A 13,842-nucleotide genomic window follows, 5' to 3' on the forward strand; every position below is an offset into this window, starting at 1 on the left:
AAGTTGGGTGTTTATTTAGTCAAGATATTGTATGAACGAAATGTGCGGGTGGTGAATGAAAATGGGCTTTATTTCACATGTTATTTTAGACTTTTATACAGTGCGTTCACTCTTTGTATCCACTTACTTTTCGGTACGCCATATTTGTTCTAGTAATATGCTGACAACTGTACCTACGAACAAACCATTTCCAAATATATATTGTATGACAGACGGCAAGGACTGGAGCGCTCCAGACGGTAAAAACATAACGCCGCTACCAAATAATACTGCAACGCCTAAAATTGTTACATTCCTTTCATTAAGCTCCACTTGTTTTATATTATTTAACCCAATTCCAATTAACTGTACGAAAGAAGCCATTAAAACCGCAGATGCGACAGCGGATGGTAAAGATGCTAAATAACGAATAATACTTGGGAACAGCGACATTACGACTAGTAACATACATGCTAGTAAGAACGAACGTATATATTTTTGTTTCGTTAAACGTATAAATCCTGCCGTTGCCGGTAACGGCACGACACCTACAGTTGAAAATATGGAAGAAATGATGTGTGAAATGCCTCCAACCCACGTTCCATCCTTCAACTGTTTCTGTTCAATAGTCGCTTTTTGAATGGTAGCTTGATTAATCGCTATAATAGCTGCCACTGTATTTGAAACTAAAATACATACCATAACGAAACTTGATACTGCCATACCTGTATTCCATTTTGGAAGTCCCCAAGCAAATATTTGCGGAAGTTGCACAAAATGAGTTACTTGAGATGGAATCGTCACTTTTCCTGCAATGAGAAAAAGAATCCACCCACTAATTAATCCTATTAAAACCGCATAACTTTTGACAAAACCTTTCCCAAAATTAGATAGTATAATAACGAAAAGAAATATACTAAACGCAATTATCACTGTAAATGCATCAATTTGAGAAACAGTAGCAGTAATCCCTAGCATTCCTTTTAAAAATACACCGCTTAATTGTAAGCATAATAAAAGTAAAAACGTCCCTGTCACAAGTGGCGTAAATAAAAATAAAATACGTCCGATGAAACCAGTTACTCCTAGTCCTATTAAAATAACACCTGAGATTATCATTCCTAATTCTAAAATTTGCAATGTACTGTGTAATTGATCTTGCCCGACAGTTGCGTAAGCAAGTACGGTAAATACGCCAACCCATGATCCAGCTGGTCCATCCGCAATTGGAAGTCTATGTCCAAGCCACCCTTGTAAAAAAGAAGATATACCAACTACAAAAAATGTACGCTGCATTAAATAAAATATTTCCTCCGTCGTAAGATGAAATAATCCGCCAACGACAATTGGTAATGCGATTGAATTCGCTAATAAAAATATAAACCATTGCAAAGTTCCCATAATATGATTTTGGTTATGTTGATTGTCCAAATTTTTCATCCCTTCCATACATTTCACATAGAAATACACACTATACTATTACGTAGCTTTTCGAAACAAAACTTTTTGTCCCTTCGATTTCTTCCCGTATCCAAATGTCGCAGTGTACACTCCACAAACGATAAAAACAGCTCCGATTATTTGAATAGCTGTTACACTTTTCTGCAATATAATATAGCCTACCACCATCGTAACGAATGGTTCTAAATTTAAAAACATGGCTGCTGTTGATGCTTGTGCTTTTCTCAATTGATTATTCCAAGCCAATGTACAAATTCCATGCATAAGTATTGCTGTCACAATAAGAAGCGACCAACTCTCTATAGAGTATTTCAACGTTATGTGAGAAAAGGTAAAAGCAAGAAACGGTAGCATAATTAAAAAACCAAAAATTGAAGAAAAGAATGTAATCAAAAACATATCATCTCTGTTCCCAAATTTCCGAATTAAAACGATAGATAAAGAAAAAGATAGCATCGTTATAAAAATCCATATTAACCCTTCTGAAAAGACAAACCTCTGCCCAACACCAATTACAAAAAACACTCCAAAAGTAGCAATTCCCCCTCCTATTACTAACTTAGCTGTTAACGGTTCGTTTAAAATAAATACCGCTAAAATAGAAGTCATGACAGGAGTAAGTGCTAATATTAGCGCAGCTGTTGTTGGATCTGCTGTTTGTAACCCTTCATAAAAAGACCATTGATTAATCGCGACACCTATGACTCCAATTAATAATACACCTTTCATTTCATTCTTTTCTATATATAAGCCTTTCTTACACATAATAGCGTACGCTAGAAAAAACAAATTAATAAATAGTAAGCGAAGTGTCGTTAACAACACCGGATGAAATGTATTCACTAAAATCGCACCAAATATAAAATTACTCCCCCAAACTACTACACATATAAACAGTAATATATATGTACGTGTCATCTATTCCCCTCCTTTTCTCGTAAAAAAGAAGGATTCCTATTCTTTCATTAGGAACCCTTGAAAAAATATATATAAAGTGAAACTTTAATCAGTGGGGGTTTTGTTCATCCCCCACTGATTATTAGTTGAACCAATCGGACTTTTACGGACAGTTGATCCCCCACCTAACTTCTTTGCTTCCGCTGAATTTTGAGGTGGGGGTCTTACTGCCCGTTAAAGCGGGATAAATTAGGGAGATACGTAAATTAAATCAATACGCCTTGAACATGTTGCAAGGAACCTGCTACTATTTTTCCACCTTTCATCACAGCAGGTCGCTGTGCACGTCTAGCTATCGCTTCTGCTGAACAAGTAGCTTGTAAGAAAACAAAATCAGCTTTATCTCCTACTTTAGGCCAAACTTGATTTCCATCTTGATCCAATGGCGTTTTTCCACCTGTAATATAAGTTAAAGAAGAAGCTAAAGACTTTTCATCAATCCAGCGATACTTTTCCGCTAAACGCCCTACTCTTTCAAAAATATCAGCATTTCCAAATGGTCCCCATGAATCAAACATACTATCGCAACCTAAAGAAACGGAAACGCCCTTTTCTGTAAGTAATGGTACTGGCGGCATATTTCTGTTAATTGGTACTGTCGTAATAATAGACATTCCTCTTTCAGCTAATAAGTCTGCCATACCTGCTCCTTCTTCTTTAGATACATCTCCTAGGCTAAACGCATGACTGACCGCAACACGTCCGTCCCAACTAGCCTCCTCTGTATACTGAGCTAACTTTTTAATTGTATAAATACCTAAATGCCCTGCATCATGTAAATGCAAATCAACATCGGCATTTGCTTCTACAGCAATTTCCATCATATCAAAAAGTGATTTTTCAATATTATTATCTACAGTAGCTGGATCTACACCACCTACTAAAGTTGCGCCCATTTTCATCGCTTCTCTCATAAGAGAATGCGCTTCTGTACGAAGTAAACCATGCTGCGGGAATGCTACGATTTCATATGTAAACGCATCTTTCATATTCTCTAAAGTTTGACGTACAGATTCTAAGTTTTTAAGACCGATATACGGATCAATATTTACATGCGTTCGTATATGAGTCGAACCAGCATTTAAAATGTTGCTTAGTAATAACTCTGCTCTCTCTCCAGTTGTTTGAGCTAAAATTGGTAACTCTTGCTGTTCTAACTCTAATCTCTCAATAATATTTTTTACTGGTGTACATGCTTCCCATGGACCACCAAGTCTTGTCTTATCAAGGTGAAAATGATTTTCCACAAACGACGGAAGAACAAGCAATTCTTTCGCATCTTTCGTTTCATATTCCGTTTGAAGCGGTACATCCGCAAGTACAATCTTTGCAATCTTTCCATCTTGTATAAGTAAATGATGCAAAGCTGTTTCTGTACCTGTAACTACTTCATTATTAAACTTGTAACCTGTTTCTAATCGTACATTCGTTAACCAATACACATTTTGCATTTCAATCATCCTCTCAAACAAGATTATTTATAGCCGTTTTTTCCAAACTACCAGCAACAACATTCCCTTTATATAAAACTGCACAGCGCTCTGTTTGTCTTGCTACTACCTCGGCTGAACATGATGCTTCTGTAAAGACGATATTTGCTTCATCCCCAATTTTTGGCCATTGACGATTTCCTTGATCATCTAATATAGATTTCCCACCCGTAATAAACTGAAGTGCTTTCCCTAAAGAGCGCTCATCAATCCATCTAAATCTCTCCGCTAGACAATTTGCCTTTTGCAACATATCTCCTGTCCCAAACGGAGACCAATGATCAGTTATACTATCATTTCCTAGCGAAACTTTTACACCTTTACGATTTAATAACGGAACTGGAATTACATGTCTACTAATTGGAACTGTTGACGTTATATCAATACCTAATGCCGCAAGTCGTTCAGCCATTTCCTCCGCTTCTTCTACAGATACATCTCCAAGTCCAAGAGCATGACTAATCGTAACTCTTCCTTGCCACCCTGCTTCTTCTGTTAGTGCAGCTAATCTATTCATTGTAAATGTTCCAAGTTGATCCGCATCATGTAAATGAATATCAATGTCTGAATCAAACTCTACTGCAATATCCATAATTGTATTCAATGATTTTTCAATATTACCATCTACTGTGGCTGGGTCTACTCCACCTACTAAATGAGCTCCCATACGCATAGCATCTTTTACAAGCCCTACGGAATTACTTCTTAACAAACCATGTTGCGGGAATGCTACAATTTTTGCTGATAACTTATCTTTATATGTTTCCAGTGCCGCAATCGTTGCTTCTAAATTCCCAAGACCAATTACAGGATCAATATTGCAATGTGTTCGAATATTTGTCGCTCCATTTTCAAGAAGTAATTGCAACATTTTCTCCGCTCTACTCTTTGCAGTTTCTAATTGCTTCGGAAGAATAGTTTGCTCCTCATGAATACGAGTGAATATACTTTTTACTGGTGTACATGCTTTCCATGGTCCACCATAATACGTTTTATCAATATGAATATGCATTTCTTCAAATGCTGGTAATGCCAGTAAACCATTTGCATTTACTACTTCACCATCTTGCTCTGATACAATTCCAGGTAATATGTTCGTAATCTTTCCATCTTCAATAAATAAACTACAAATTTCTGTTTCTGTACTTGTAATTCGCGCTTCCTCATATACGTACCCACATTCAAGTTTTACATTCGTTAACCAATATTGTGATTTCACACTCACTTTGTCAATCTCCCTTCGCAATATGATTTTTCTACTTACAAACGAAACAAAAACAGATAAAAATTTCTATCAGTGTAAAATCATTTTTACACTGATAGAATTTTCTATTTTACTGTAGTTCTACACCTTCCAGTCGCAAATACCCAGATGGATCAATCCAAAATCCTTTTATATTTTTCGTAGTTGCCGCAATATGATTAATCCCTCGAATTGGTACTAGTAAAGCATCCTTTAATTCAATCTCTTGTAACTGTTTATACAATTCTTTTCTCTTCGTCTCATCTTTTTCTTTTCTAGCTTCTTCTATTAATTTATCTACTTCCGGATTACTATAGAAAAATTGGTTACCAGTTGCTCCGTGTGAACTAGAATGGAATAAATTATATTGATTATAGTCACCATCACCTGTTGCGTTTCCCCATCCTCCAACAAACATCGCATGTTCTGATTTATTCGTTGCAGCTAAAAACGCACCATATTCCATAACTTTAATTTCTACATCAACGCCAATCCCTTTTAATTGAGATTGAATTACTTCCACTAACGCCATTCTAACTTTGCTGTCATTCGTCCAAATTGTTGTTTTAAATCCATTTGGATAACCAGCATCTGCTAATAATTTTTTCGCAGTATTAATGTCATACTTATATCCTTTTACGTCTTTCGTATAACCGAACACTTTAGGAGTCATTACGGAGTTTATTTCAGTCCCAACATTGTTATATACCCCTTTTAAAATCCCTTTCGTTTCAATTGCATGTGCAATCGCTTGACGAACGAGCGGGTTGTCAAATGGCTTTTTCTGTACATTAAATCCAATATATTCTACACCTAAACCTTCATTTTCAATTAACTCCATAGATGGTGAATTTTTCACACGTTCTACTTCAGTTACAGGTAAATTCTCTGCAATGTGAGCTTCACTAGTTTCAATCATTCCAATACGTGTTGCATCTTCTGGTACTACTTTGAATACCACTTCATCAATCTTTGATTTTTCACCCCAATAATTTTTATTCTTTTCAAGGCGAATTTCTTCACCTGGTTTCCATGATTTAAAAGTATATGGACCTGTCCCAACCGGATGCTGCGCTAAGCCTTTCCCTTTTTCATCAATTGCCTTCGGACTTAAAATACTTCCTTCATTACTTGCGAAAATAGATAAAAGAGGTGAGTATGGGTATTTCAATACGAACTGTACTGTATATTCATCAATTACTTTTATTTCTTGAATCATGGAATAAACAGTTGCTCGATTTGAACCTACTTTCGGGTCTAATACACGTTCAAAGTTTTTCTTTACTGCCTCAGCATTAAATGGTGCACCATCTTGGAATGTCACTCCTTGTTGCAACTTAAATTCCCAATTTAAATCATCAATTTGTTTCCATTCCTTTGCTAACATCGGCTTAAAATCCATGTTTTTATCTCGCTGTACAAGATTTTCATATACTTTATGGTACACAACACTTGCGGAAGGGATGTTTGTAATAAAATGCGGATCTAAATTATCAGCATCTGACAGTCTAGCAATTGTTAAAACACCGCCTTCTTTTGTTCCATTGCTTCCTGATCCTTCATTTCCTGTCTTCGTATTAGATGAACACCCCGCTAGAAAAACTGAAAGACATAAAATTGTGATAAAACAAATCACAAGTCCCCTTTTGAATCTCATCGCCCTTCCCCCTCCACTTTCTTTTATCTCTACATCCTAAAGTGAAACCTTACATCTAGCTTTCTATCCCCTACTTTCTAATAGCAGATCATTCCACCACCCTTTCTTTTTCAATTTCGTCTATGTATTTGTAATTATAAATAACTTTGCGGAAAAAGTTTTTAAACATCTTTACTTCTATTTGCACTTTCTTTACTTATTGAATTTTCTGAATTATTTTGAAACATCTTTACTTCTATTTGCACTTTCTTTACTTATTGTTTTAAACCTGTTGACTCGTTTTAATTTTCTGATAATTTAATCATAAAGAAAGGGAGGTATGAAAAATGGAAGTTCGTCTTTCTAAAGAAGAAAATACTTCTTTGCAAACAATTCAAACGAAGAACACATCGAAATGGATCATTAGCTATCGAAAACTGAAAAAAAATAAGATGGCATTTATCGGGGGTATTATCGTTCTTTTCTATATTTTAATAGCTATATTTGCCCCATTGTTAGCACCCTACAATCCATTTGATATTCAGTTAGTTAACAAATTACAACCACCATCTATGGAACATTGGATGGGAACAGATGATAAAGGCAGAGATATTTTAAGCCGCCTTTTACACGGGACACACCTTTCGTTACTTGTTGGATTTTCTTCTGTATTTATAGGGGCATTGTTCGGCATTATTCTTGGTATCATTTCTGGTTATTACGGTGGATGGTTTGACACAATCATTATGCGAATCATTGATATTATGCTAGCTTTCCCTGGTATTTTACTTGCTCTTGCCATTGTAGGCGCACTAGGACCAAGTCTTGTGAACGTAATTATCGCTATTGGCTTTTTCTCAATCCCTATGTTCGCTCGTATCGTTAGAGCTTCTACATTAACAGTAAAAAAATTAGAGTATATCGATGCTATAAGAGCACTAGGGGCAAATGATTTTACTATTATTATGAAACACATATTCCCTAATATCTTATCACCTATTATCGTCCAAGCTACTTTACGCTTAGCTACAGCAATTTTATCTGCAGCTGGATTATCATTTTTAGGACTTGGAGCGCAACCACCTTCACCTGAATGGGGTGCCATGTTAAGTAATGGGCGCGACTTTTTATTTACCGCACCACATATTGCAATGTTTCCTGGAATCGCAATGTCTACACTCGTAATCGGTTTAAACATGTTTGGTGACGGATTACGTGATGCACTAGATCCGAGACTTAAAAAATAGAAAGGGGCATTATACATGCTAATGTTTATTTTTCGTAGAATACTACAATTAATTCCCGTTCTTTTCGGCGTTGTATTCGTCGTTTTCTTAATTATGCAAATGGTACCCGGTGACCCAGCTTCTCCTTATCGCTGGTGAAGGAGCATCAAAAGAAACTGTCGAGCAAATACGCCATCAATTAGGATTAGACAAACCCTTTATCATGCAATATTTCTCTTATATCGGAAATATATTACAAGGAGATTTCGGGGTTTCAATTCGTTCTAACCGCCCAGTGTTAGACGAAGTATTAATCCGCCTTCCAATCACTATTGAACTCGCACTGTGTAGTATCGTCATTACAGTTGTAATTGGGATGATTGCTGGTATCATCTCTGCTACAAAGCAATATTCTTGGACAGATGTTTCTATTATGATTATCGCTTTGTTAGGTGTCTCATTACCAAGCTTTTGGTTTGGACTTATGCTCATTTTCTACTTCTCTGTCCAAATTCAAATATTCCCGGTTTCTGGTTGGGGAACTTGGATGCACATGGTTTTACCAGCACTTACACTTGGTGCATCTGGCGCAGCAATTGTAGCACGTATGACTCGCTCAAGTATGCTTGATGTTATACGCCAAGATTATATACGAACAGCAAGAGCAAAAGGGGTAAAAGAAAGAGTTGTTATATATAAACATGCTTTGAGAAACGCATTAATTCCCGTTATTACTGTTGTTGGATTACAATTTGGTGCCCTTTTAGGCGGTACAGTTTTAGTAGAATCAGTTTTTGCTATAAATGGACTTGGAAGATTGATCGTAGACGCTATCCGAATGAGAGACTTACCAATGTTACAAGGAGGCGTATTAATCGCCTCGGTCATCTTCGTTCTAGTCAATCTTATTGTTGATATTTTATACCGTCATTTCAATAAACGTATTGAGCTTAATTAAGGGGGTGCACAAACATGAATAAAAAGGAAGAGGTATTACAAGTTAAAGATTTAAAAACACATTTCTTTACAGACGAAGGTGTAAGCAAAGCGGTTGATGGTTTAAATTTCTCTGTTTCTAAAGGAGAAACACTCGGCATCGTAGGTGAATCTGGTTGTGGGAAGAGTATCACTTCTCTATCCATTATGAGATTAATTGACCGAGAAAGCGGCAGTAAAATTGAGGGGAGCATTTTATTTAAAGGAAAAGATTTATTACAACAAAACGAAGCTGAAATGCGTGCAATTCGCGGAAATCAAATCTCAATGATTTTCCAAGAACCAATGACATCTTTGAATCCAGTATATTCTGTTGGGGAACAGATCGCAGAAGCAATTCGTATCCATCAAAAATTAAATAAAAAGGAAGCTTGGAATAAAGCCGTAGATATGTTGAAACTAGTTGGAATTCCTTCTCCTGAAAAGCGTGCAAAACAAGAGCCTCATGAACTAAGCGGAGGAATGCGACAACGCATTATGATTGCAATGGCACTTGCTTGCAATCCAGATTTACTCATTGCAGACGAACCAACAACTGCTCTTGATGTAACAATTCAAGCCCAAATATTATCACTTATGAAATCACTTCAAAAACAACTCGGTATGGGAATTATCATGATTACACATGACTTAGGAGTCGTGTCAGAAACATGCGATAGAGTCGCCGTTATGTACGCTGGAAAAATCGTCGAATATGCAGATATCGAGCATATATTTACTAGTCCAAAACATCCTTATACAATCGGACTTCTTCAATCTCTTCCAAGACTCGATACAGACCAAAAAGAGTTACAAACTATTCCTGGATCCGTACCGAGTCCATACCATATGCCGAGCGGATGTCGCTTTGCTGATAGATGCACACATGCAAAAGAACTATGTCACAATACTCTTCCAGAACTTCAACTCACACAAGATGGAAGTAAAGTTCGATGCTGGATGTTTACAGACCTTTGGGATAAATCATCTTCAGAAAAATTGGAGGTATTATAATATGTCTACTGCTACGCAAATAAATAAAAAAGAGTTATTACAAGTACAAAACTTAAAACAATACTTCCCTATAAAAAAAGGAATTCTAGGACGCTCTATTAACTATATTAAAGCGGTTGACGATATTAGCTTTACAATTTACGAAAAGGAAACTGTTAGTATTGTTGGTGAATCTGGTTGCGGAAAATCCACCACTGGGCGTGCAATATTACGCCTTGATGAAGCAACAAGTGGAAAAATTATTTTTCAAGACAAGGATTTACTAGAATTAAATAGCTCAGCAATGCGAAAGGTTCGAAAAGATTTACAAGTTATTTTTCAAGATCCCTTTGCTTCTTTAAACCCTAGGCAAACTGTAGGGAGCATTTTAGAAGAAGCTATAGCCATTCAAAACGTATGCCCAAAAGGTGAAAGAATGGCGAAAGTTATTGAGCTGCTCGGGAAAGTTGGTCTTCCACCTGATGCAGTGAAGCGCTATCCACATGAATTTAGCGGTGGTCAACGGCAAAGAATCGGAATCGCACGCGCCTTAGCTGTTAATCCAAAACTCATTATTTGTGACGAGGCTGTCTCCGCCTTAGATGTTTCAGTGCAAGCACAAGTTTTAAATTTATTAAAGCAGTTGCAACAACAATACGGGTTAACATATTTATTCATCTCTCACGACTTAGCTGTCGTTCGTCACATATCAGATCGCATCATTGTAATGTACCTTGGTACCATTGTGGAGATTGCCGACAAACATTCTCTTTTTAACAATCCGCAACACCCTTACACAAAAGCGCTTCTCTCAGCAATTCCTACCATTAGTGCAGGAACGAAAAAAGAACGCATTGAACTTAAAGGAGACCTCCCCTCTCCTCTAAACCCGCCAAAAGGCTGTCGTTTTCATACTCGTTGTCCGTATGCCATTGAAAAATGCGCTACGCAGCAACCAAGTTTTCAATCTATAAGCGAAGGTCATAAAGTAGCCTGTCATATCATTTGATCCGAGTCTGAATAATAGAAACATTTACAACGCTTTAGTATAATAATAAAAAACAAGATTGAGGTATGTATGTTAACTTATGAAGCATTTGCTGTATTAATAACTATACTTGTCTTAGCTCCAATTTTTGGAGCTATTATTTTATTATGTTTATTTATTTTTGAAAAACGAATCGATTTACTAGAAAGTGAAAAGAAAAAAATAGCACTGGAACGAGAGTTGCAACAGTCTTTATATCATCAACTTACGCAACAAATTCAGCCTCATTTTTTATTCAATACATTAAATACAATTTTGAGCTTAGCTCGTCTACAGAGAACAGATGAAGTTGTCAAATCACTCGAGATCTTTTCTCTATTTTTGAAAGGAAAATATAAAACAACAGATTTGTTAATTCCAATCTCTGAAGAACTGGCTTATACGAATTATTATATTGAGATTCAAAAAATGCGGTTTCGCTCGAGACTTTCAATAAATATTACTTCTTCTGAAGATTTACAGAATGCTTATATTCCACCTTTCGTTATTCAAACGTTAGTTGAGAATTCTTTTAAACACGGTCTTGAAAAAAGCTGGTCAAGCTATTTTAAATATTCATCTACACAATACAAATAACCGAATTACACTTCTAGTATCCGACAACGGTACTCAAAACGAACCATTTACTTCCCATACGGAAGAAAGCGGATACGGACTTGAAAATATAAAACAACGATTTCAGTTATTCTTTCAAGAACAAACTACATTCTCTTTCCTCTCTACAAAAGAGAATGGCACGAAAGTAGAAATCACATGGCCTTTCATCACAGAAAAAAACACAGAGGAGGTAATACAAAAATGAACGTGCTATTAGTAGATGACGAACCACTGGAACTGGAACAATTAGAATTTCTTATCCACCGTCAGTTCCCTAATTGGACATTACATCTAGCTTTAGATGCGGCTGAAGCTTTACGTATAAATGAAAAATTCTCAATTCATTTGGCACTTTTAGATATTCACCTTCCGGGCATATCCGGCCTACAACTAGGTGAGAAATTAAAAAATAATAACTCTAACCTCGATATCATTATTGTAACCGCATATCAAAATTTCGATTATGCAAAACAATCTATTCGTCTAGGCGTTATTGACTACATAACAAAGCCAATTATAGAGAAAGAACTCATCGATATATTACAAAAGTACAAAGGAGATGCTAATACCCCTTCCTACTCACGTATTATTCAAGATACATTAGACATCATCCATGAAACTTTTCATGACAAACTACACTTAGCAGACATCGCAACTAAAGTACATACAAATCCGACTTATTTAAGCCGAAAATTCCATGAAGAAGTAGGGGTTTCATTTTCCGGATATATCATGCAATATCGGATTGAAATGTCACAGAAATATTTAATGGAACACCCACATTGGTGTATCTCTCAAATCTCTGAAAGATCTGGTTTTAATAGTCAGCATTATTTCAGCACTGTTTTTCGTAAGATGACCGGAATGACTCCGAAAGAATATAGAGGCGAGGGATAAATTGTGAAGAAAAACAACTCAGCTTTCACACCTTTACAATTAGGCATTGGAACTGGTACTGTTCTTTTATTATCTAAATGGGTCGCAAGTATATCGACGCTCGCTTTACCTGAATCGATTATTAATTATGGGCTAATCGCTGGTATTCTTTATGCGATGATTGGCCCTTTTACTCTTATTTTATTGGGGATTTTAATAAAAAAAATACGTTCTACATTCCCAGAAGGAGAATCCATTCACGATTACTTATCTTATAAACTTTCTCGCAAAGGATATATAATTGTATGCTCTTTCCTTGTTCTATTAAGTATAGAAAGTATGTTCATTCAAACGAAAGTTGCTAGTATTTTACTTAATGTTTTTTTCCATATTCCATATACATTGGGTTCTTTCCTTTTCATTACCCTTTGTACAATATTCGTAATATTAAGTAACGCTAAGCTATTTACTAAAATGGCTATTATGCAAACTGTATTAATGTTTTCTACTATGATCATTATTCCAATTTATTTTTTTGTGCAAGATGGCATTACCCATGTATACGATGGAATCCGCTTATATCACCCGTACTTGCTATTTTATGAAAATAGAAATGGAATATATTTTCTTACTGCCGGTATTCTCATTGAAACAGGAAGAGTATTAATAAGCCCTGCATCTTGGGATAAAGCTTTCCGTATTCATCCTAAAAAAATTATTCCAACTTTTTTACTATCAGGATTTATATGGATTACTATCCCTTTGGCATTCGCTTCTCTAATTATGATAGTTATCTTTAGTGGGAGCTTAGATCATTTATACGATCTTCTAGTCCAGCTTCCAAAAAAAATAGAATTTACCATTTTATTTTATCTGCTCGTTATCGGTTCGTTAAGCGCAATAACTTCTAGTTTTATTTCTTGGATACATGGATTTACTAAACTCATTCGAGATTTTATACCGATGATACCTACAAAAATAAATTTCAAATTATATACAACTCATTTTATTTCTATCACTATCGGATTTTTAGCTTTTTTCATTACAATTACTACAAACTATACGATTTTAGAAATTATTTTTTTCTTTGGTATTCTTTATACATCTCTTATCATCACAATATTATTCGTTATTTTCAGCAAGCAAAAAATCAGCATCATTATACCGCTCATCTCGATTATTGGTGCTCTTACCGGTTATGTAGTTTACTTCTTAATCGGTCCTTTAACGAGCATTTGGGTTAGTATAGCGGTTACTCTTTCACTAAGTATTTGTTTTCTGTTTTCACATTGGATACATCAACAATTCAACTATAAAATGAAACAATAATATGAGGCCTTTTTGGTAGCTTAAATTTTGCT

Annotated in this window: 11 protein-coding genes and 1 pseudogene; 7 read left to right on the forward strand and 5 right to left on the reverse strand. The window is 35.7% G+C overall.

What is annotated here, in order from left to right:
• Nucleotides 1-123: 123 nt before the first annotated feature.
• From ACTT1L_RS09095 to ACTT1L_RS09115, 5 genes are all read right to left on the reverse strand, one after another.
• Complete coding sequence (locus ACTT1L_RS09095) at nt 124-1,428, reverse strand: purine/pyrimidine permease (RefSeq protein WP_000398838.1); 1,305 nt, start codon at nt 1,426-1,428, stop codon at nt 124-126.
• A gap of 30 nt (nt 1,429-1,458) precedes the next feature.
• Nucleotides 1,459-2,358, reverse strand: a complete 900-nt coding sequence (locus ACTT1L_RS09100) for a DMT family transporter (protein ID WP_442821876.1) — start codon at nt 2,356-2,358, stop codon at nt 1,459-1,461.
• 245 nt (nt 2,359-2,603) lie between these two features.
• Nucleotides 2,604-3,848, reverse strand: a complete 1,245-nt coding sequence (locus ACTT1L_RS09105) for an amidohydrolase family protein (protein ID WP_442821877.1) — start codon at nt 3,846-3,848, stop codon at nt 2,604-2,606.
• A 13-nt stretch (nt 3,849-3,861) separates the two neighbouring features.
• On the reverse strand, nt 3,862-5,112 hold the full coding sequence (locus ACTT1L_RS09110) for an amidohydrolase family protein (protein WP_442821878.1): 1,251 nt from the start codon (nt 5,110-5,112) through the stop codon (nt 3,862-3,864).
• A gap of 109 nt (nt 5,113-5,221) precedes the next feature.
• Nucleotides 5,222-6,787 (reverse strand): glutathione ABC transporter substrate-binding protein, encoded by a 1,566-nt coding sequence (locus ACTT1L_RS09115; protein WP_001211304.1) that lies wholly within the window; start codon nt 6,785-6,787, stop codon nt 5,222-5,224.
• A 326-nt stretch (nt 6,788-7,113) separates the two neighbouring features.
• Here ACTT1L_RS09115 and nikC point away from each other — a divergent pair, with 326 nt between their 5' ends.
• The 7 genes and pseudogenes from nikC (at nt 7,114) to ACTT1L_RS09150 (ending at nt 13,810) form a co-directional block, all read left to right on the forward strand.
• Nucleotides 7,114-8,013 (forward strand): nickel transporter permease, encoded by a 900-nt coding sequence (nikC, locus tag ACTT1L_RS09120; protein ID WP_442821879.1) that lies wholly within the window; start codon nt 7,114-7,116, stop codon nt 8,011-8,013.
• 15 nt (nt 8,014-8,028) lie between these two features.
• A pseudogene (gene nikB, locus ACTT1L_RS09125) lies at nt 8,029-8,950 on the forward strand (nickel ABC transporter permease).
• A 14-nt stretch (nt 8,951-8,964) separates the two neighbouring features.
• Nucleotides 8,965-9,981, forward strand: coding sequence for an ABC transporter ATP-binding protein (locus ACTT1L_RS09130; RefSeq protein ID WP_442821880.1), 1,017 nt, complete (start codon nt 8,965-8,967; stop codon nt 9,979-9,981).
• A gap of 1 nt (nt 9,982) precedes the next feature.
• Entirely contained in the window at nt 9,983-10,969 is a 987-nt protein-coding gene (locus tag ACTT1L_RS09135; protein WP_442821881.1) for an ABC transporter ATP-binding protein, read from the forward strand.
• A gap of 69 nt (nt 10,970-11,038) precedes the next feature.
• A complete protein-coding gene (locus ACTT1L_RS09140; protein WP_442821882.1) occupies nt 11,039-11,584 on the forward strand; it encodes a sensor histidine kinase in 546 nt (181 codons plus the stop codon).
• Nucleotides 11,585-11,806: 222 nt separating this feature from the next.
• Entirely contained in the window at nt 11,807-12,502 is a 696-nt protein-coding gene (locus ACTT1L_RS09145; RefSeq protein ID WP_001101757.1) for a response regulator transcription factor, read from the forward strand.
• Nucleotides 12,503-12,505: 3 nt separating this feature from the next.
• Nucleotides 12,506-13,810 carry a hypothetical protein gene (locus ACTT1L_RS09150; protein WP_000740013.1) on the forward strand — a complete coding sequence of 435 codons (1,305 nt, stop codon included), beginning with the start codon at nt 12,506-12,508 and terminating at the stop codon, nt 13,808-13,810.
• The last annotated feature ends 32 nt before the right edge of the window (nt 13,811-13,842 follow it).

This window comes from Bacillus sp. FH (assembly GCF_052216825.1).
Lineage (GTDB): Bacteria > Bacillota > Bacilli > Bacillales > Bacillaceae_G > Bacillus_A > Bacillus_A paranthracis.

Bases quoted from the DNA above. Each gene is read 5' to 3' on its own strand.
- ACTT1L_RS09115 (WP_001211304.1), bottom strand. From the start codon at position 6,787: ATGAGATTCAAAAGGGGACTTGTGATTTGTTTTATCACAATTTTATGT.
- ACTT1L_RS09095 (WP_000398838.1), bottom strand. From the start codon at position 1,428: ATGGAAGGGATGAAAAATTTGGACAATCAACATAACCAAAATCATATT.
- ACTT1L_RS09145 (WP_001101757.1), top strand. From the start codon at position 11,807: ATGAACGTGCTATTAGTAGATGACGAACCACTGGAACTGGAACAATTA.
- ACTT1L_RS09105 (WP_442821877.1), bottom strand. From the start codon at position 3,848: ATGCAAAATGTGTATTGGTTAACGAATGTACGATTAGAAACAGGTTAC.
- ACTT1L_RS09100 (WP_442821876.1), bottom strand. From the start codon at position 2,358: ATGACACGTACATATATATTACTGTTTATATGTGTAGTAGTTTGGGGG.
- ACTT1L_RS09135 (WP_442821881.1), top strand. From the start codon at position 9,983: ATGTCTACTGCTACGCAAATAAATAAAAAAGAGTTATTACAAGTACAA.
- nikC (WP_442821879.1), top strand. From the start codon at position 7,114: ATGGAAGTTCGTCTTTCTAAAGAAGAAAATACTTCTTTGCAAACAATT.
- ACTT1L_RS09140 (WP_442821882.1), top strand. From the start codon at position 11,039: ATGTTAACTTATGAAGCATTTGCTGTATTAATAACTATACTTGTCTTA.
- ACTT1L_RS09130 (WP_442821880.1), top strand. From the start codon at position 8,965: ATGAATAAAAAGGAAGAGGTATTACAAGTTAAAGATTTAAAAACACAT.